Annotated in this window: 15 protein-coding genes, 1 tRNA gene and 2 rRNA genes; 2 read left to right on the top strand and 16 right to left on the bottom strand. The window is 61.6% G+C overall.

What is annotated here, in order from left to right:
- Window positions 1–21: 21 nt before the first annotated feature.
- Window positions 22–3104: ribosomal RNA gene (locus ACP8ML_RS02865) — 23S ribosomal RNA — on the bottom strand.
- 275 nt (window positions 3105–3379) lie between these two features.
- Window positions 3380–4901, bottom strand: a 16S ribosomal RNA gene (locus ACP8ML_RS02860).
- Together the 16S and 23S rRNA genes form the textbook arrangement of a ribosomal RNA operon.
- 843 nt (window positions 4902–5744) lie before the next feature.
- On the opposite strand from ACP8ML_RS02860, the gene ACP8ML_RS02855 reads away from it, so the two are divergent.
- Both ACP8ML_RS02855 and ACP8ML_RS02850 read left to right on the top strand, forming a co-directional pair.
- The gene (locus ACP8ML_RS02855) at window positions 5745–6554 is read left to right on the top strand and encodes a hypothetical protein (RefSeq protein WP_065673646.1); all 810 of its coding nucleotides are present in this window, start codon (window positions 5745–5747) and stop codon (window positions 6552–6554) included.
- Between the two features lie 144 nt (window positions 6555–6698).
- Window positions 6699–7328 (top strand): NUDIX hydrolase, encoded by a 630-nt coding sequence (locus ACP8ML_RS02850; RefSeq protein ID WP_171023518.1) that lies wholly within the window; start codon window positions 6699–6701, stop codon window positions 7326–7328.
- A 51-nt stretch (window positions 7329–7379) separates the two neighbouring features.
- On the opposite strand, the gene ACP8ML_RS02845 is transcribed toward ACP8ML_RS02850, so the two are convergent.
- The 14 genes from ACP8ML_RS02845 to ACP8ML_RS02780 form a co-directional block, all read right to left on the bottom strand.
- A complete protein-coding gene (locus ACP8ML_RS02845) occupies window positions 7380–8216 on the bottom strand; it encodes a Bax inhibitor-1/YccA family protein (protein WP_065673629.1) in 837 nt (278 codons plus the stop codon).
- A gap of 142 nt (window positions 8217–8358) precedes the next feature.
- Window positions 8359–8431: transfer RNA gene (locus tag ACP8ML_RS02840), tRNA-Leu, on the bottom strand.
- Window positions 8432–8442: 11 nt separating this feature from the next.
- Window positions 8443–9375 carry a Ppx/GppA phosphatase family protein gene (locus ACP8ML_RS02835; RefSeq protein ID WP_117188732.1) on the bottom strand — a complete coding sequence of 311 codons (933 nt, stop codon included), beginning with the start codon at window positions 9373–9375 and terminating at the stop codon, window positions 8443–8445.
- Between the two features lie 12 nt (window positions 9376–9387).
- The gene (locus tag ACP8ML_RS02830) at window positions 9388–9912 is read right to left on the bottom strand and encodes a DUF501 domain-containing protein (RefSeq protein WP_063279929.1); all 525 of its coding nucleotides are present in this window, start codon (window positions 9910–9912) and stop codon (window positions 9388–9390) included.
- Between the two features lie 7 nt (window positions 9913–9919).
- The gene (locus ACP8ML_RS02825) at window positions 9920–10360 is read right to left on the bottom strand and encodes an FtsB family cell division protein (RefSeq protein WP_065673647.1); all 441 of its coding nucleotides are present in this window, start codon (window positions 10358–10360) and stop codon (window positions 9920–9922) included.
- A gap of 288 nt (window positions 10361–10648) precedes the next feature.
- Window positions 10649–10789 carry a hypothetical protein gene (locus ACP8ML_RS02820; protein ID WP_256998377.1) on the bottom strand — a complete coding sequence of 47 codons (141 nt, stop codon included), beginning with the start codon at window positions 10787–10789 and terminating at the stop codon, window positions 10649–10651.
- A gap of 161 nt (window positions 10790–10950) precedes the next feature.
- Window positions 10951–13407 (bottom strand): choice-of-anchor M domain-containing protein, encoded by a 2457-nt coding sequence (locus ACP8ML_RS02815; protein ID WP_117188735.1) that lies wholly within the window; start codon window positions 13405–13407, stop codon window positions 10951–10953.
- A 133-nt stretch (window positions 13408–13540) separates the two neighbouring features.
- On the bottom strand, window positions 13541–14821 hold the full coding sequence (eno, locus tag ACP8ML_RS02810; protein WP_004810888.1) for a phosphopyruvate hydratase: 1281 nt from the start codon (window positions 14819–14821) through the stop codon (window positions 13541–13543).
- Window positions 14822–14891: 70 nt separating this feature from the next.
- Complete coding sequence (locus ACP8ML_RS02805; RefSeq protein WP_069101761.1) at window positions 14892–15440, bottom strand: hypothetical protein; 549 nt, start codon at window positions 15438–15440, stop codon at window positions 14892–14894.
- A gap of 259 nt (window positions 15441–15699) precedes the next feature.
- Window positions 15700–16332, bottom strand: a complete 633-nt coding sequence (locus tag ACP8ML_RS02800) for a nucleoside triphosphate pyrophosphohydrolase (RefSeq protein WP_016667112.1) — start codon at window positions 16330–16332, stop codon at window positions 15700–15702.
- A 5-nt stretch (window positions 16333–16337) separates the two neighbouring features.
- The gene (locus tag ACP8ML_RS02795; RefSeq protein ID WP_117188739.1) at window positions 16338–16868 is read right to left on the bottom strand and encodes a hypothetical protein; all 531 of its coding nucleotides are present in this window, start codon (window positions 16866–16868) and stop codon (window positions 16338–16340) included.
- Window positions 16869–16932: 64 nt separating this feature from the next.
- A complete protein-coding gene (locus ACP8ML_RS02790) occupies window positions 16933–17463 on the bottom strand; it encodes a hypothetical protein (RefSeq protein WP_249361243.1) in 531 nt (176 codons plus the stop codon).
- Window positions 17464–17552: 89 nt separating this feature from the next.
- Window positions 17553–18821: a DUF7224 domain-containing protein gene (locus ACP8ML_RS02785; protein ID WP_117188743.1), complete on the bottom strand. Its 1269-nt coding sequence runs from the start codon at window positions 18819–18821 to the stop codon at window positions 17553–17555.
- On the bottom strand, window positions 18818–19540 hold the full coding sequence (locus ACP8ML_RS02780) for an ATP-binding cassette domain-containing protein (protein ID WP_117188980.1): 723 nt from the start codon (window positions 19538–19540) through the stop codon (window positions 18818–18820). The genes ACP8ML_RS02785 and ACP8ML_RS02780 overlap by 4 nt, the downstream gene beginning before the upstream one ends.
- Window positions 19541–19545: the final 5 nt, after the last annotated feature.

Here is a 19545-nt window from a genome sequence, read left to right as displayed (position 1 = left end):
TTATTGGACGTGAAAGTGTGTGTTTGTAAGTCCTCGGTCTATTAGTACCAGTCAGCTCCACACCTTACGATGCGTCCACGCCTGGCCTATCAACCCGGTCGTCTACCGGAGACCTTACCAGATTCATCTGCAGGAACCCTCATCTTGAAGCGTGCTTCCCGCTTAGATGCTTTCAGCGGTTATCACAACCCGACGTAGCCAACCAGCCATGCTCTTGGCAGAACAACTGGCACACCAGAGGTCAGTCCGTCCCGGTCCTCTCGTACTAAGGACAGCCCTTCTCAAGATTCCTCCGCGCGCAGCGGATAGGGACCGAACTGTCTCACGACGTTCTGAACCCAGCTCGCGTGCCGCTTTAATGGGCGAACAGCCCAACCCTTGGGACCGACTCCAGCCCCAGGATGCGACGAGCCGACATCGAGGTGCCAAACCATGCCGTCGCTATGAGCGCTCGGGCAAGATCAGCCTGTTATCCCCGGGGTACCTTTTATCCGTTGAGTGACGGCGCGTCCACAAGCCACCGTCAGATCACTAGTCCCGACTTTCGTCCCTGCTCGACCTGTCAGTCTCACAGTCAAGCCCCCTTGTGCACTTACACTCAACACCTGATTACCAACCAGGATGAGGGAACCTTTGGGCGCCTCCGTTACCTTTTAGGAGGCGACCGCCCCAGTCAAACTACCCATCAGGCACTGTCCCTGAACCGGATCACGGCCCAAAGTTAGATAACCAGAACGACCAGAGTGGTATTTCAACAATGACTCCACAACCACTGGCGTGGCCGTTTCACAGTCTCCCACCTATCCTACACAAGTCGTCCCAATCACCAATACCAAACTATAGTAAAGGTCCCGGGGTCTTTCCGTCCTGCTGCGCGTAACGAGCATCTTTACTCGTAATGCAATTTCACCGAGTTCATGGTGGAGACAGTAGGGAAATCGTTACTCCATTCGTGCAGGTCGGAACTTACCCGACAAGGAATTTCGCTACCTTAGGATGGTTATAGTTACCACCGCCGTTTACTGGGGCTTAAGTTCACCGCTTCGCCAACGCTAACAGTTCCCCTTAACCTTCCAGCACCGGGCAGGAGTCAGTCCGTATACATCGTCTTACGACTTCGCACGGACCTGTGTTTTTGGTAAACAGTCGTTTCCCCCTGGTCTCTGCGCCCCTCACCGCTACCAACTGTAAAAGCCTTGACGGTTCAGGTCCCCCTTATCCCGAAGTTACGGGGGCATTTTGCCGAGTTCCTTCACCATGATGATCTCGATCGCCTCGGTATACTCTACCTATCCACCAGTGTCGGTTTAGGGTACGGGCGGACCAGCCACCTCGCTCACGAAGATTTTCTCGACAGTACAGGATCACTCACTCACCCACTTCCTGTGGGCTCGCCATCATGCCTCAACCACAACCCTGGCGGATTTACCTACCAGACGGTCCACACATTTAGCCCCGGACAACCATCGCCGGGGATGAGCTACCTCCCTGCGTCCCTCCGCAGCTTGCCTACTACATGATCGGTTCACACACTCACCACACCACCACCACATCAACGATGTCGCGGAGGCAGGCTCGCACGCTTAGCATCACACACCTCGACACGGACGGTGACAAGCCGGTACCAGAATATCAACTGGTTATCCATCGACTACGCCTGTCGGCCTCGCCTTAGGTCCCGACTCACCCAGGGCAGATTAACTTGACCCTGGAACCCTTGGATAATCGGCGGACGGGTTTTCCACCCGTCATTCGCTACTCATGCCTGCATTCTCACTCCCGCACAATCCACCACACGGTCACCCGGCAGCTTCACCTCGCACAGGACGCTCCCCTACCCAAACCCTCACGGGCTTGCCACAGCTTCGGCGGATAACTTAAGCCCCGCTACATTGTCGGCGCGGAATCACTTGACCAGTGAGCTATTACGCACTCTTTCAAGGATGGCTGCTTCCAAGCCAACCTCCTGGCTGTCTGCGCAACTCCACATCCTTTTCCACTGAGTTACCACTTAGGGGCCTTAGCTGATGATCTGGGCTGTTTCCCTCTCGACGACGAAGCTTATCCCCCGCCGTCTCACTGCTACGCTCCACTTGCCGGCATTCGGAGTTTGGCTGATTTCGGTAAGCTGATAGGCCCCCTAGACCATCCAGTGCTCTACCTCCGACAAGAACCACGCAACGCTGCACCTAAATGCATTTCGGGGAGAACCAGCTATCACGGTGTTTGATTGGCCTTTCACCCCTATCCACAGCTCATCCCCTCCATTTTCAACTGAAGTGGGTTCGGACCTCCACGACGTCTTACCGACGCTTCATCCTGGCCATGGATAGATCACACCGCTTCGGGTCTAGAACACGCGACTCACGCCCTTATCGGACTCGCTTTCGCTACGACTCCCCCACACAGGTTAACCTCGCCACGCATCACTAACTCGCAGGCTCATTCTTCAAAAGGCACGCCATCACCCCACAAGGCTCTGACGGCTTGTATGCGACCGGTTTCAGGTACTATTTCACTCCCCTCCCGGGGTACTTTTCACCATTCCCTCACGGTACTGATCCACTATCGGTCACCAAGGAGTATTTAGGCTTGACGGGTGGTCCCGCCAGATTCACGCGAAATTCCACGAGTTCCACGCTACTTGGGGTAACCCTCACCAGTGCCACGCTTACAGTTACGGGACTCTCACCCACTCCGGTACGCCTTCCCAGACGCTTCACCTTCACGCAACATTTATCACTGGCCAATCCTGCGGCAGCAGAACCCAAAGGCCCCCACAACCCCGCACATGCAACACCTGCCGGCTTGAACACACACACGGTTTAGCCTCATCCACTTTCGCTCGCCACTACTCACGGAATCACGGTTGTTTTCTCTTCCTACGGGTACTAAGATGTTTCACTTCCCCGCGTTACCTCCCACACCCCTATACATTCAGGGCAGGGTCACCGGACACTACTCCGGACATTCCAGGTTTCCCCATTCGGACACCCCCGGATCACAGCTCGTTTACCAACTCCCCAGGGCTTATCGCAGGTTACAACGTCCTTCATCGGCTCTTGGTGCCAAGGCATCCACCGATCGCACTTAACAACTTGCACAACAACACAAGACACAAAAAATTAAGATGCTCGCATCCACTATACAGTTCTCAACCACCACACGAATCAACACCACACCCACCACACAGCAGACGCAGCATCACCGCACCAGGCCACCACACACACGTGTGATACCCCAGAACCCCAACAGCATGCCTCAGACCGTCCACCACAAGATGAACACGCCAATGTTCCACAAGAAGCTAACCCATCCACCAACGACTCACGACGAGCCACACAGCAATGATGAGTCCTTACAATGAAGTGCTCCTTAGAAAGGAGGTGATCCAGCCGCACCTTCCGGTACGGCTACCTTGTTACGACTTAGTCCTAATTACCAGTCCCACCTTCGACGGCTCCCCCACACAGGTTAGGCCACCGGCTTCGGGTGTTACCGACTTTCATGACTTGACGGGCGGTGTGTACAAGCCCCGGGAACGTATTCACCGCAGCGTTGCTGATCTGCGATTACTAGCGACTCCGACTTCATAGGGTCGAGTTGCAGACCCCAATCCGAACTGAGACCGGCTTTCCGAGATTCGCTCACCCTCACAGGCTCGCAACTCTTTGTACCGGCCATTGTAGCATGCGTGAAGCCCTGGACATAAGGGGCATGATGACTTGACGTCATCCCCACCTTCCTCCGAGTTGACCCCGGCGGTCTCCACTGAGTCCCCACCATAACGTGCTGGCAACAGTGAACGAGGGTTGCGCTCGTTGCGGGACTTAACCCAACATCTCACGACACGAGCTGACGACAGCCATGCACCACCTGTGAACCAGCCCCACAAGGAGGCGTACCCATCTCTGAGCACTCCCAGTCCATGTCAAACCCAGGTAAGGTTCTTCGCGTTGCATCGAATTAATCCGCATGCTCCGCCGCTTGTGCGGGGCCCCGTCAATTCCTTTGAGTTTTAGCCTTGCGGCCGTACTCCCCAGGCGGGGTACTTAATGCGTTAGCTACGGCACGGAATCCGTGGAATGGACCCCACACCTAGTACCCACCGTTTACAGCGTGGACTACCAGGGTATCTAAGCCTGTTCGCTCCCCACGCTTTCGCTCCTCAGCGTCAGGAAAGGTCCAGAGAACCGCCTTCGCCACTGGTGTTCCTCCTGATATCTGCGCATTCCACCGCTCCACCAGGAATTCCATTCTCCCCTACCTTCCTCAAGTCAACCCGTATCGAAAGCACGCTCAGGGTTAAGCCCCAAGTTTTCACTTCCGACGCAATCAACCACCTACGAGCTCTTTACGCCCAATAAATCCGGACAACGCTCGCACCCTACGTATCACCGCGGCTGCTGGCACGTAGTTAGCCGGTGCTTCTTCTGCAGGTACCGTCACAAAAGCTTCGCCCCTGCTGAAAGCGGTTTACAACCCGAAGGCCGTCATCCCGCACGCGGCGTTGCTGCATCAGGCTTCCGCCCATTGTGCAATATTCCCCACTGCTGCCTCCCGTAGGAGTCTGGGCCGTATCTCAGTCCCAATGTGGCCGGTCGCCCTCTCAGGCCGGCTACCCGTCAAAGCCTTGGTAAGCCACTACCCCACCAACAAGCTGATAAGCCGCGAGTCCATCCAAAACCGCCGAAGCTTTCCAACCCCCACCATGCAGCAAGGATTCCTATCCGGTATTAGCCCCAGTTTCCTGAAGTTATCCCGAAGTCAAGGGCAGGTTACTCACGTGTTACTCACCCGTTCGCCACTCGAGTACCCCCAAAGGGGCCTTTCCGTTCGACTTGCATGTGTTAAGCACGCCGCCAGCGTTCGTCCTGAGCCAGGATCAAACTCTCCAATGAAAAAATATCACCCACCCACACACACAATGCAGGCAACGGTGTCACAAGAGAATCCAAAACACTAACCCCAAACACTGACCAAAAAAATCAGTCCATGTCCAGAATCACAAAGGAATTCATAAACAAATCCGACACATCGATAGATGCATCAAAAAATCATTGACTATCAAAGACACACTGTTGAGTTCTCAAGCATCACACCCACCAGAACAACCCCACCAACAAGCAGGACCACCCCGAGGCGACCCGACCGACCCTACCACACCAACCCCAACCCCGCAAAACCCGCGGTATCAAGATCAGCCAGCAAAACCAGCCAAACCGTGCCACCACCCCGAAAAGCAGCGACCCGACCAACTTTACCGGATCAACCCTGAATGTCAAATCCAGGAATTCACCAGGGAAATCACCATCAAGAAAACCATCCAGTCATTCCCAGCCCCCTCCAACAAGGGAACCCGCAGAAGCCTAAACACTCTTCAAACAATCGTCAAATCGTGTCACCAACAATCCCACAACAGGACCATCAGCACTTCCACCAGCCCACACCCACCGGGCGCCGGGCCGAGAGATAACACTGCCACAACCACACCCACCACGCAAATCAAGACAGGCCAACCCCCAGCTGCGTCGCCACGGAAGGTAGTCGTCAGTCCCCTATTCCCCTGCCCATAGACTCGACCCGTGACGTTTCGAGTCAAAGGGATCCGCCGAGTTGCCGGCGTGGTCGTCAGCGGGATTGCCCTATGTCTGTGCGCAGCATGTCACTCGTCGTCCCCCACCACCCCCTCGGACGAACCCAGCCGTACTGCTCTCGCCCCCTCCTCAAAGGTCACTCCGTCGATATCTCCCCTCGATGGCATCCACACCCGAACGATCATCGACGAGCTGGTAGCGGCCTCGGACAATGGCCCTGTCACCAAGGTGGACATCACCAAGACGGCCCTGAGCATCACTGTCCAGGCTGGCGGTTCTCCCACGGTGTGGACCTGGCAGAACGGGAAGATCGATTCTTCCGCGACCCACAGCACGCAGACGGCGTCGCGGCCCTTCCACCCTGACAACTTCGCCGTCGAGAAGATGCCGGAGATCCTCAGCAAGGCAGCTGAGATCTCCGGGTCTCACATGAACCAGAACTTGCAGATCGTCGAGTACAACGAGGGCACCGTCCTCATGACAGTGTCGACCAAGCCAGAGAGTCAGACGGTGTTCTTCCGACGGAACGGGTCGGTTATCAACCACATTGACTTCGCCACCACGACTGGCATGGCGGAGGCCTTGGCCGACGCCATCGCGGGCGCCAAGGAGGTCGGCCAGATCAGTTACCAGCCCGACAAGGGAGTCATGGCCGACACCCCCACCGCGACGTCTGGCATCGTCATGCGGCGTACCCGCTCCGCCGACATGCCGGCATGGGCCATCCAGCGCAAGGGAGATGCCACTGCGACCTTCTCCCCCGCCGTCCTGAAACCAGAAGTCCTCGTCGGCATCATGGAGCGGGCGGCCGCCGGAACCAGTGAAACGCCGTCAGACATGGCGTGGGCCATCTCCTTGGACAAGAAGCTCGAAGTCCCTGTCATCCGCACAAGCATCAACGGCGTCGCGACGGCCTTCGACACCAAGGGCGTCGACGTCACTGACAAGCTCAAATAGCCCGGAAAAGCCTCCTGCGTGATTCAGCTCATCACGGAGCCGGACCGCTTCCTAGGACCAAGGTGGTTGAATGAAAGTGTGCTCATTACTGCGGTCGGAACGCCAGGCAGTGGGCAGACCCATGCCTTCCGCGTCCGTCACGGTATGAATCCGCACGTTGAACTGTGGCGCCACGGCCTCGTCATCAAGGAGTACTTGTCCGCTGATCGGGTGGACGACGAGATCGTCGTGACGGCCCATGTCGGCCCCAGAACATCTACTTCCCAGCCGCCCCGCACCCGCGATGGCGTGCCGGATCTGTCTGACGACCGCCAGGCCGGCGAACCGGTTCGTCCCTATCAACGCATCGCCGCCTACGCCGTCGTGCGGTCGCGTCGAGGACTGCTGGGCACCGAGTGCTCTCCCCGTACCGCCGTACCGGGCCTGTGGGCCCTCCCCGGTGGTGGTCTGGAGCCTGGAGAGTCCCCAGCTCAAGCCGTCACCCGAGAGGTCATGGAGGAATCCGGGCAGCGGGTCCGGCTCAACCGCATCATCGACTTGCAGTCCGACCACTGGATTGGTCGGTCTCCCTCCGGGGTGTTGGAAGACTTCCACGCACTGCGGATCATCTACTCGGCAACGAGTGAGGACCCGACTGATCCCTATGTCATCGACGTCGGCGGCACCACCCAGTCGGCCCAATGGATTCCTCTGTGGCGATGGCGTCGACTGTCCTGGGGAGCAGCCACCCGGATGTGCCTCGAGACCCATCTGCGCGACGTCCCCAGTACCTGAGCATGACGAGGGGGCCCGGTCATCATGACCGGGCCCCTTCTGACGTTCACGTCACTCAGAACGGAAGTAGCTGAGGATCCGCAGAATCTCGGTATAGAGCCACACCATCGTCACGGCGATGCCGAAGGCAGCTCGCCAAGACTCGGAGACGGGAGCCTGGTTACGCACCCCCTGCTCGGCGTAGTCGAAATCCATCACGAGGTTCATGGCAGCCAGCACAACGCCCACGGCGGAGCACAGAATGCCGATGGGACCGAAGCTGGCCAGACCGAGATGGATCCCGAAGAGCATCAGCACGATATTGATGAGCATCGCGATGGCAAAGCCGAAGGTCGAGATGATGACGATCTGACGGAATCGCGGCGTCACCTGGATGTTGAAGAACTTGTAGGCGCCCAGGGTCACGCCAGCGGCGGCAAAGGTGCCCAGGACGGCCTGCACGACGATTCCCGGGTACATGGCCTCGAAAATGGCCGACATGGTACCCAGGACAAGGCCTTCGCACAGACAGTAGAAGATGACGCCCCCGACGGGGACCTTGCGGCGAGTACTCACGATCATGGCCGTGATGAATGCGGCGATTGAGCCCACCAACAGGGCAGCACCACTGGCCATGACGTTCGGCCCGATCAAGGTGAAGCTCACGGCGCCGATCGCAGCGATGATAAGCAGTACCAAGCCGGTGCGACCCAAGACGTCGTCAAAGGTCATCGCACGCTCAGCGCGCTGCTCGTGCATGTCGTCGTGTGACAGAGCCCCCCACTCGGCACCGGGCTGTCCAGACATGCCGTACTGCGGCCCGTAGCCCTGGCCAGCGTACGCTGGCTGACCATAGGGATTGCCGTGCGGCTGGAAAGCCTCAGCTCGGCTGAAGACCGGGTTGGCCATGGGATCCTCCTGTGAAAATCGTGGTGACCTCTACTGTAAACAACGCCGCGAGGACGTGAAACCTTCCCCGTACTGCGGGACGACATTCGGACCACCCCGACGACTGGGGTCGTACACACCGCATAGCTGGTGCATCTTCGGGTACCCCCGACGGGATTCGAACCCGCACTGGGACGGGTTTAAGCCGTCTGCCTCTGCCGTTGGGCTACGGGGGCCAGGGAGAAGGTCACCTCCCCTGCGCCAGCATCGCCAGCGCCATGCCGTCAAGGATATCGGTCTCCGAGACGACGAGTTCCCCCGCCGTCGTCCGATGGCACACCTCATCAATGATAAGAGCACCGCCGCAGAGAACCTCGGCACGGCGTCGCTTCAACGGCCCCATCTGCTCGACCTCGTCGACCGTCGACGCAAGCAGTGTGTCTGCCAGGCCCGCCACCTGATCGGCTGTCAGCACCGAACGGTGAACCTTGGCTCGGTCGTACTCCGTCAGCCCCTGATTGATCGCTGAAAGACTCGTGACGGTTCCGGCGACCCCGACGACGGTGTGTGCGGTGGCCATGTCGACAGGGCACTCAGTGAGCATCTCCCGGACGTAAGTGCGTGCCTCGTCGATTTGTTCGGCGGTGGGCGGATCGTCGTGCAGGAAGCGCTCACGCAGCCGCACGGAGCCGATGTTGAGGCTCACCTGGGAGTCGATCTTGGTGCCATGGCCCAGCACCAGCTCTGTGGAGCCTCCGCCACAGTCGATGACGAGGACGGGCTCCTCGCTCACCTCGATCCCCGACATCGCGCCGGCGAAGGACAGACCTGCCTCCTCGCTGCCCGCGATGACCTCCGCGTCGATCCCAAGCGCCTCGCGCACCCCATCGAAGAACTCATCCCGGTTGGAGACGTCGCGGGCGGCCGAGGTCGCGACGAAGCGAATGTCGTCGCAGTGGTGTTCGGTGATGGCCCGGGCGAAGGCTCGGCAAGCCGTGAACGTGCGTTCCAGTGCGTCAGGATGGAAGGCCCCGGTGGTGTCGACCCCCTGGCCGAGTCTGACCAGCTCCAAATCCCTGGTCTGCTCGATGAGATGTCCGTCGGGGCTGGCCGAGGCAATCAGCAGGCGGATGGAATTCGTCCCGCAGTCAATGGCTGCGACGGTGCGATCGTCAGTCATGTCGTCCTCCTGTCACTCCGGGTCGTGGTGTTCGGGCGAGCATGGGTTGCACCAGAACTCTCCCAGCTCCTCGACGACTTCGTCACCAAAGGGGTTGACGCCTGGGCCGGCAGCCAGGGCGTGCCCAGCCAGGGCATGCAGGCACTTGACGCGGGTCGGCATGCCGCCGGCAGAGACCCCATCGATCTCAGAGACGGGGTCCAGACCGGCCTCCTCACCAATCCGAGTGCGGTCGGCAAGGTAGGCCTGGTGGGCGCGTCGGTACTGCTCGGCGAGTCCCTCGTCCTCACCAAGTCGTTCGGTCATCCGGGCCATCAGTCCGGAGGACTCGAGGGTGCCGATGAGGGAGGCTGCACGGGGGCAGGTCAGGTAGTAGGTCGTCGGGAAGGGAGTGCCATTGGGCAGCCTGGGCTCGGTCGCAATGACCGCGGGCTTCCCGCAGCCACATCGCCAGGCCACGCCAGCGACGCCTCGTGGCTCGCGACCAAGCTGGTCCCGAACGGCCTGGCGGTCGTCCTCGGTGAATTCTTCAAGCATGGTCACCTCATCGATGGGAGGGGCTCGGGGAGGACGGCTTCACCGAGGGAGTAGGTGTGATCATCGCTCTCGGGGTGGCGGTGGGCGGTGCGGGATGGTCAACGTCCTGGATCGATTCGGCGGCTTGCCTCCACCAGTGGACATCAGCGCTGGCCTCGGTCGCGGGGTCCTTCTCGTCCAGTGAGGTCGTCGATCCGATGACCTTGCCGTTCTCCGCGATGACCTGGTAGCCGGTCTCTCCCGGCATCACCCAACCGAGTTGAGCTCGCGCCTGTGCGCGTACATAGTCGGGATCGTGCCACCTCCTGACCTCGTCCTGGAGCGTCGAGATGGAGGCACGTGCTTCGGCCTCGTCGTCCTGGATGCGGGAGATCTGGGAGCGCTGGGAGAAGAAAATCCCCAGACTGGGCGTGATCATGACGAGCACCAGCAGGACCGCAGCTCCCATGACGACTGCCCGCAGCGTCAGACCGAATCGACGAGGTTCCTCATCCTTGGGAGCGTGGTTTCGCGGCGGCTCCGTGCGGGTTGTGCGCTCGTAGTAACCACGGTTCCTCGGGCCGGAACGGTTCGGGGAGGATGAGCGCGTCCGTCCTCCGTCCGGTCGCTGGGACCGTCCGGACGGGCGATTTCGGTTGCTCGGTGTGCTGGCCATCGTGGTCCATCATGACACGACCGCCCCGGAAACACCGGGCGGTCGTATCATGTCAGGTGCCGGGATCAGCACCTTGTGACGTCAATCAGGCCTAAAACACGGGACGGTAGTAGCGCCGGCGGACTCGGCAGGGTCACCCAGCTTCTTCTCGATGCGCAGCAACCGGTTGTACTTGGCGATGCGCTGCGCCACGAGGGGGCTCGACGTCGCGCTCCTGCGCACCCGCCCCTGTGCTTCGGGACCGGGTACCGGGAGCCAGGAAGGCCCGCCATCGCCTCCATCATGACGCACACCAGCCGATACGGGCGACAACCAACCGCCCCCGCCCCGAGGAGGTGTCCTCACGGGGCGGGGCGGTCCGCTGCGACAGGTGCGGCGTTCTCTCAGACCCCAGTGCGGGGAAGTGCGAGACGCATGCCGTGAGTCGCACCCTGCGCACTCGTCGGGGCCATCGGCCGGTCGGCCGCCGTCACGGACGACACAGGAACCGAAGAGTGCGTCGCAGACGACACAGGGGCCGGATGCGTGGCCGTCACGGACGGAGCCGAGGGCGAGACCGGACTGGACGCGCTCGGCCCAGGCGAGGTAGTCGCCGGGCACGACGGCGTCCGACCAGCGCGGTGGGCGGCGATGGCCTCGTCACCCACGAGGAAGGTGAGGCACTCGGGCCGACTGGAGACCTCGTGGCCTCCCACACGGCTGGTGTAGCTCGCCTTGAGCAGGTAGGCACCCGGCTTGCTGAACGCCCATGAGGCGTGCGCGTGGGTCGGTTCCGGGATCGTCATGGACACTCGACCGTGCCGCGAATCGATGAGGTGGTCAAGACTTCCGGTCAGCGAATCGGCCGTGAAGACGTCGTAGGCACCCCCGGCCGGAAGCACGGCAGGCTCGAGCTTGAGGGTCGCCGGTCCCGCCCCGGTGCCGGCCAAGGCGTTCGTCGACCACCCGGGCCACACGTGGACGTTGTCATTGACCTGCGGCAGCATGTGGACGAGGCCGCCCTTCTTGCCGAGGAAGTCGAACCGTGGGTCGGCCATGAACCCGGCCGTCGGACGGCGTCGACGAGCCGAGTCGGGCACCGCCAGGGCGACCGAACCGATGGACCGGTCCACCGACTGCTTGGCGTGGCTGAGGGTGTCATCACCCACGACCGCCCCAAGCCGACCACCGTCAAAGGTCGCCTTGAGGTCGACGTGCCCATGCTCGAGCAGGACCGGCGCGGTGAGCACCGAGGAGGACGCAGAAGTGGACGCAGAGGGTGCCGGAGCCGGAGTAAGGCTCGGAGTCGGGGTCACGGTCGGGGCCGACGTGGAAGCCGCGGTGGGAGCCGCGGTCGCCCCCGCATCACTCATGTGGAGCTCACCGTTGCGATGCAGAGTCAACGAGTCCTTCGGCAACGGCACGGTGACGTCGATCGATCCTCCAGGGGCCTTGACGAGGGCGTGGGGAGCGATCTTGAACTTGAGGTAGTAACCGCCACAGACGTCACCATCGTTCGAGACCGTCAACTCGCCGTGCTCGTCGGCCACCCCGTACACCTGACAGGTCGAGTACTTCGCGTCCGGCGCGTCGTAGTAGCCGCCGTCGATATTCGCCCGGTACCGGGGGTCAGAGAGCTTGATCCGGGTGACGAAGGGCTTGTCGCCGTCCTCGTCAGGCTTGCCGGGAGTGACGTCGACACTCCACTTCACCGCCTTGGTCGGCATGTACTCCTTGAGGTCGAAGGCTGGCGCCGGATCCTGGGAGTGGGGCGTCGGCAGAGCATCCAGGCCCGTGGCCGACGTCGTCGAGGCGGATTTCTGACCAAACTGGTAGGCGAGCTGGCTGGAGGCCCACCGCGGAGCAGTGGACCCTGCGGCCGGCACGAAGACCGCCTGGAACTTGGAGGTTCCCGAACCGATCATCTCGCTCCAGGTGGCACGTCCTCCGTGGACCGGCACCTCGGCCAGATGGAACCCGTCGAGGAAGAAGGTCACCGTGCCCTCGGCGGCGGCGTCACCGGCGTCAAAGACGAGGTCGGTGAGCTGGTCGTCGGCGGGCTTGTCACGGCCGGTGTGCGGCTTCATCGTGAATGTGTACGGAGTGTTCGACCTGCCCGAGTGCGCTGCTGCGAAGCGGTCCTCGAGCGGCGTCGTCGCCTTGTCGGCCGGGCGAGTACCGCCGACCTGCCACACCAGGGTCGAGGTCTTCGAGACGATGAGACGTCCGTCCTTACCTCGAGCGGTCGTCCGGTAGTCGACGACGTAGCGACCGGGCTTGGTGAAGGCGGTGACGTTGTGCGTGTGGTTGCCAGGCGTGAGGTAGGCGGACCGGTAGCTGGGGTCGTGGCTCGACAGCAGGCGATTCAACGAGTGGTCCCAGGCGTTGAAGGCCTCCATCCGTCCGGGCCCGGAGAACCCAACGACATCGAGCGAGAAGGACCCGTCACGGAAGGTGTCGGCCGGAATCTTGTCGTCAGCGCCGAATCCGGCCCAGATCGGGGTGTTGTGGTCACCGGCGATGTGGGGGGCGGCGTACCAGCGTCGGCCGTGGTCGGACAAGGGCGCGAAGGCCGGGTCATCGGGAACGGTGAACATGAACTTCTGCTCGGGGCGCAACAGGGTGCTGTAGCCACGGCCGATCCAGTTGACAGTGCCGTCGAGCGGGACCGCCTTCATGTGCGCCTCGTTCTTGAGGACGAAATGGCCGTCCTCCCAGTACGTCTTGGGGGCGTCAACGTGGGCCTCGGTCATGACAACCTTGCCGTCGTCGGGTCCGGCATGACCGGCGGGTGCCCCGGCGAAGAGAACCGCAGCGGCCAAGGCCGCCGACAGCGCTCCGAGGGTGCGAGTGGGGTGCATCAGAGCTCCTTCCTAGTGAGCCCGTACAGGATACCCTAGAATGATTCTCGTTTGCGTCTTCGGTGGCTGGCCCGGTCAAGACATGGCTCGGCCCGGCCCCGTGGGGGCCGGGCCGAGCCGTCGTCAGTCGATCTCAGGCGTTGAAACGCGGGAAGGCAGAAGCGCCGGCGTACTCAGCGGAGTCGCCCAGCTCCTCCTCGATGCGCAGCAACTGGTTGTACTTGGCGATGCGCTCGCCACGGGCCGGGGCACCGGACTTGATCTGGCCGGTCGACAGGGCGACGGCAAGATCGGCGATGGTGGTGTCCTCGGTCTCACCGGAACGGTGCGACATCATGCAGCGGTAGCCGTTACGGTGGGCCAGCTCGACGGCGTCGATGGTCTCCGAGAGGGAGCCGATCTGGTTGACCTTGACGAGCAGGGCGTTGGCGGCCTTGGTCTCGATGCCCTTGGCGAGGCGCTTCGGATTGGTGACGAACAGGTCGTCGCCGACGATCTGGATCTTGTCGCCGAGCTTCTTGGTGAACTCGGCCCAGCCGTCCCAGTCCTCCTCGTCCAGCGGATCCTCGATGGAGACCAGCGGGTACTTGGCGACGAGACCCTCGTAGTACTCGATCATCTCGGCGGAGGACTTGGCCTGACCCTCGAAGCTGTACTTGCCGTCCTCGAAGAACTCGGAAGCAGCGACGTCGAGAGCGAGGGCGACGTCCTTGCCGGGCTCGAAGCCGGCAGCCTTGATGGCGTCGAGGATGAGGTCCAGGGCAGCGGCGTTGCTGGGCAGGTTCGGGGCGAAGCCGCCCTCGTCTCCCAGGCCGGTGGCAAGACCCTTGTCCTTGAGGACCTTCTTGAGGGAGTGGTAGACGGCAGCGCCCCACTCGTAAGCCTGCTTGAAGGACTCAGCGCCGATCGGAGCGATCATGAACTCCTGGATGTCGACGTCGGAGTCGGCGTGAGCGCCACCGTTGAGGATGTTCATCATCGGAACGGGGAGCACGTGGGAGTTCGGTCCGCCCAGGTACTGGTAGAGAGGAAGGTCGGCCGAGTCAGCGGCAGCGTGAGCGGCGGCCAGGGAGACACCGAGGATGGCGTTGGCGCCCAGCTCGCCCTTGTTGTCAGAGCCGTCGAGCTCGATCATGATCTGGTCGATGATGCGCTGCTCGCTGGCGTCGCAGCCGAGCACCTCCTCGGCGATCTTCTCGTTGACGTTCTCAACAGCCTTGAGAACGCCCTTGCCGGAGTAGCGCTCCTTGTCACCGTCGCGCAGCTCAACGGCCTCGAACTGACCGGTCGACGCGCCGGAGGGAACCGCAGCGCGGGCCTCGGTGCCGTCGTCGAGGATCATCTCGACCTCAACGGTCGGGTTGCCGCGGGAGTCGAGGATCTCACGGGCTTCGATGAATTCGATGGTTGCCATGGACCAACCTTTCAGAGAGGATCTTTGCGTCCACCCCAAAGCGTATCGAAGCCTGCCAACCAGCGGTATTTCAGGGCGCCCCGTCACTTGTCGTCGTGGCCGTCAGAGGGTTTTCGGTGATGACGAATTCGTAGGTGACGTCGGCAGGAGCCTCGATCAGCAGGTCGATCTTCTCGTTCTGTGTCCGCTTGCCGTAGCTGAGATGGGCATAGCCCTCATGACACGAGGTGGACTTGGCCGAGTCGTCGTTCTCGGTCACCGTGATTTGAGCGTCAGTGGTGTCGCACAGGAAGTAGTAGTCGGTGACGGTTCCGGCCTTGACGGTGATGGCCTGGGAGGTGTTCCCGGTGACGACGCGATCACTGACGATCCCAGTCAGGCCAGGCAGGTATCTGTTCATGCCTCCCCTGCGCGGTGTTGCCGCCGCATCGGCGTTCGGATTGATCTCCTCCGGAGTTGGTTTTCGCCCCGAGGAGATCGGGGACACCGTAGATGCAGGAGCTTCCGGCACGTCCGAGACCTCGGTCAGACCAGCGGGGTCATTGTCGCTGCCCTTGCATCCGGTCAGTGCAGACATGGTGACGACGGCGACGAGCATCGTTGTCAGGGTTCGTCGCATCGTTCACCTCTTCCGTTTCTCGGTCAACGGTAGTGATGTTGGAACCTCAACACCACGTGAGGCTCGGCGGAAAGAGACCATCAGGTCTTGGTGGCCTTCCTGGCGATGTCGATCGATGTCGATTGTGTAGGTAATCTCGGGGGCGGCGTCGATACTCACGACGATCGTCTGGTCCTCGATGGGCGGAGGCTGCACGGATCCATCGAGGTCTCCTCTCCTCATCACAAAGGAATTCCCCTCAGGTAATACTGCGTATGGTTCAGTGTCCCTCGGCGTCCCGGATGTCGCTCTCTAGCCTGCGCAACTGGTCGCGCAGAGCTTGGTCAGCGTCGACGCCGCTAGCCTGGGCACGGGCGATGAGGGTCAGGAGTTCATCTCCGGTCTGCTCGGCGGTGATGGGTTCCTCAGGCAGTTCGACGTCCACGCCACGGTTGCGAGCCCGTGAGATGACCTTGGCGCTGCGGGCCACGCTCGACAGCGAGTGCGCGATGCCATCGAGGCTGGAGGTGCGTCCCTTGGCCGCTGCCTTGCGCGCCTCCCATGCGGCGTCGAGGTCCTCGGGAACGTCCTCGTCCGAGAAGACATAAGGATGACGGGTCACGAGTTTGGCAACGATCCCACCGACGACCTCGTCAATGTTGAAGACGCCCTCCTCCTCCGCGATGCGCGCGTGAAAGACCACCTGGAGCAATAGGTCGCCCAATTCCTCGACGAGGTCGTCGTCAGTGCCGGCCTCAATGGCATCGACGACCTCTCCGGTCTCCTCGACCAAATAGGTCACGAGGGAGCGATGGGTCTGGCTGCGATCCCACGGGCACTCGTCGCGCAACCTCGCCATGACGGCGACGAGGTCGGAGAAATCAGCCCTCGGTCGGGAGTCGTCCGACGCCATCAGGATCAGGAGCGAGAGGTGAAGGGGTCCGACAGCGAGGAACTCCCGTGGACCGCAAGGTTCTTGGCGTCCCAGGTGCCCAACCGCGGATTCGTCTTGACCTCGACCGCGGCCAGGTCGGCCATGGCCTTCTTCTCACCCTCGCGGTCGAACAGATGGAACAGGCCTGCGAAGTCACGGACCATCGCATGGCAGACCGGGTCGGAGGTGAGTGCCGTCATGCCATTGCGGGCGATGACCTGGTCGCGCTGGGCATTGGAGAGTTTCTCCCCGCGGTTGTCCAGGACCTCCTGGGCGACGGCACCACGAATGACCGTCGAGGAGATGACCTGGCGAGGGGTGAGCTCCGTGCTGGGATTGATGTACTTCGAGCAGTGATCCGCTGCCTCATCGATCGACTTCATCGACACCGTTGTGCCCCCCACCGTGGCCGCGGTGTTGGGGGAGCTCGCGCACCCGGACAACCCTGCTATACCGAGGAATCCGGTCACTGCGACAGCGACCATGCGGATCGGCATGGGACGCGACAATGCCATGGGGCAACCCTCCTGAACTCGGTGCCGCGCCCTCGGCACGGCGAAGAAGCCTGTCAGCAGCATCCTACGACGAGACTCTCGGCTTCCGCGCCCGACCCGTGAGTGTGGCAGCCGACCCGGCGATGACGGACCCGAGGAACCACGCCGCTCCCACCGGACTCGCGCTAGAGCTGACAACCCAGTTCCACCACGCTTCGTGGCCGTATCCGCGTCCCGTTAGCACTCCGATCAGGAACATACCCACAGCAGGCATCGAGGCAAGCCCCCGCGACATGAAACGCGCACACAGGAGGGTCAGTCCCATACCGATCACGGTATTGCGCAAGATCACCAAACCCACCTCGATAAGGCCGGGACACACGATGGTGGCCAGCAGAGGCAGGGCTGCGGCAACCATAAGCCCAACATCAGCCCAACGCACCGGACGCCGAGATCTCAACTCCAACTCGACCGGATTCCTGGCCACCGACCAGCCGTGAGCCACAATGACGACAAGGGACCCGAAGAACACCAGTGGTGCCCGCAGTGCGACCCCTCCGAAGATGACCGGAATATCGCGAATCGAATTTCCGGTGAGGACCACCAAGACTGCCATACTGACCGAGCACGCCAGCACAACTGCGACGCCGCGGTTTTTACACCACCAAATCATGGCACCTCACCGCCGAACTGGCCCAACCACCTTCACCGGCACGAGGACAGCCTAGTGGCAACAATGTTCACCGCCTTCGTCTGCTGGGCAGCAGGCTGCGTAAGGACTTTCTGCGCCCAGTGCCACTGGTCTGTGGGAATGTTCCCATCCCTCACGTCCTTCTCCGATAGACCCAAGGCCCGTGCACCCGACAGCTGCAGCCACGCTCGGTAACGCCCTTGGTCGGCCGTAGCCCACGCCGGGATCTCGGCGTTCTCCCGTTCCAGACATGGTGCCGTGGCAAGATCACTCGTCAAGGCCCCCAGCAGGTCGTCCGGAGCTGGGGATGGTTGCCCAAGATAGATGTACGCGTCTCGGCCATCACGCGAACGCGATGATGCGGAATCCGGGGGGCTGACCTCGGTGATGACCTCGGGCAGTGTAACGCCTGCCTGACGCCAGACCGGAACCACTGTGGCCACAACGGTCTTGAACCTAGCCGCGGCAGGCTCATGTTCGGGCCACACACAGACCTTTACCTTGGCCACCACGTCACAGTGCAAACCATGGGTTCGCGGCGCGATGGGATCGGGGCCCATCCCCCGAACCATGCTGGCACCACCCACCAGGCCACTCGCGACCAGAACGGCCACTAATCCGGCGACCATACGAGGACCGGGACCCACGGCACGACCACGTGTCCACAACACGAGGAGACTTGCCGCCAGCACGCTGGCGAGCACCGTCCACGTCGCTAAAATGGCACGCCACGACAGCGTGCTGTTGACGCCGCAACATGAGGGCCAGCCTCCGGTCAAATGTCGCAGCCACAAGGTTTCGCTGGCTGGAAGCATGATGAGCCACAAGACCGGAACCGTGAGACTGAGCGGCACCGACAGTGCGGGACGCACAGCGACTCCGACCGCCATTCCAGCCAAGGCCCACACCCACACAGTGCCGACGGTCGTCACGATGACGGGCACGGCGTCAATGCTGGTGAACGCCCCGTCACGGATGAAGATCACTACGTCCAAGACGGTGGGAACAACCACCGCAGAGGCCCATGGGGCTGCCATGATCGCGAACCGAGACCGACGCGCTACTCCGGATAGCACCCCACCCGTTTGGAGTCGATGACCTTCCCAGGCGCCGGCAGCACATGAGAGCGCAGCGACAAGCAGAAGACTGTAGGCGTCGCGGGTGGCTGATGCGAGGGCGTATCCCTGGGCGGCCGGAGCGTCGAAGTATGTCATGGAGGTGAGAGCCATGACCGGTGCCAACCAGATGCCTGGTGAGATCCGGATGCGCGTCAACCAGGTCATGCCCGCTCCGATCCGACGAGGCCAAGGTAGGAGCGTTCGGCGCGATTGGGACCCGGTTCCGAAAGATTGATGAACTCATCGGGCGTTCCTGCGAAGATGACGCAACCCTCATTCATGACGACCACACGGTCGTAAAGGTCCTCGATGTCATCGACCAGATGGGTTGACACGACGACGACTTGGTCTCCAGATGGCACCGACTTGAGAACCTCTCGGAAGGAATGGCGTTGGGCTGGGTCGAGACCTGCGGTTGGCTCGTCCAGCAGGAGAACCTGCGGGTTCACCACCAAAGCTTGAGCAAGACCGACACGGCGTAGCTGTCCTCCTGACAGGCGCGAGGCCCGCGAGGACGCCTTGTCAGAGAGATTGACTGCTGCCAGTACCTCCACGGCTCGACTCTGCGCATCTCGACGCGACAGGCCCGCTAGCCAGCCGGAATAGGCCACCTGTTCATCGACACGGAGCCCGGGTATCGGTGGTACATCCTGGGGCATGAGTGCGACCTGTGACCGTGAGGGCGACACGGGTCCTGGGGAATCAGGCAGGATTACCCGTCCAGCAGACGGTTTAAGGATTCCTGCCATGATTCGAAACAACGTCGACTTCCCAGCACCATTAGGACCCAGAAGGACAGTTTTCCCGCTATGAAGCTCACAGTCGAACCCATGGAAAATCTCACCGTGTCGACCATAGGAAAAATAAACTCCTTCGATCGTCACTTCAG

The organism is Cutibacterium sp. LaCa_255 (genome assembly GCF_057458005.1).
The sequence above is the reverse complement of the archived record's forward strand: the minus strand, read 5'-3'. Positions and strand labels throughout refer to the sequence as shown.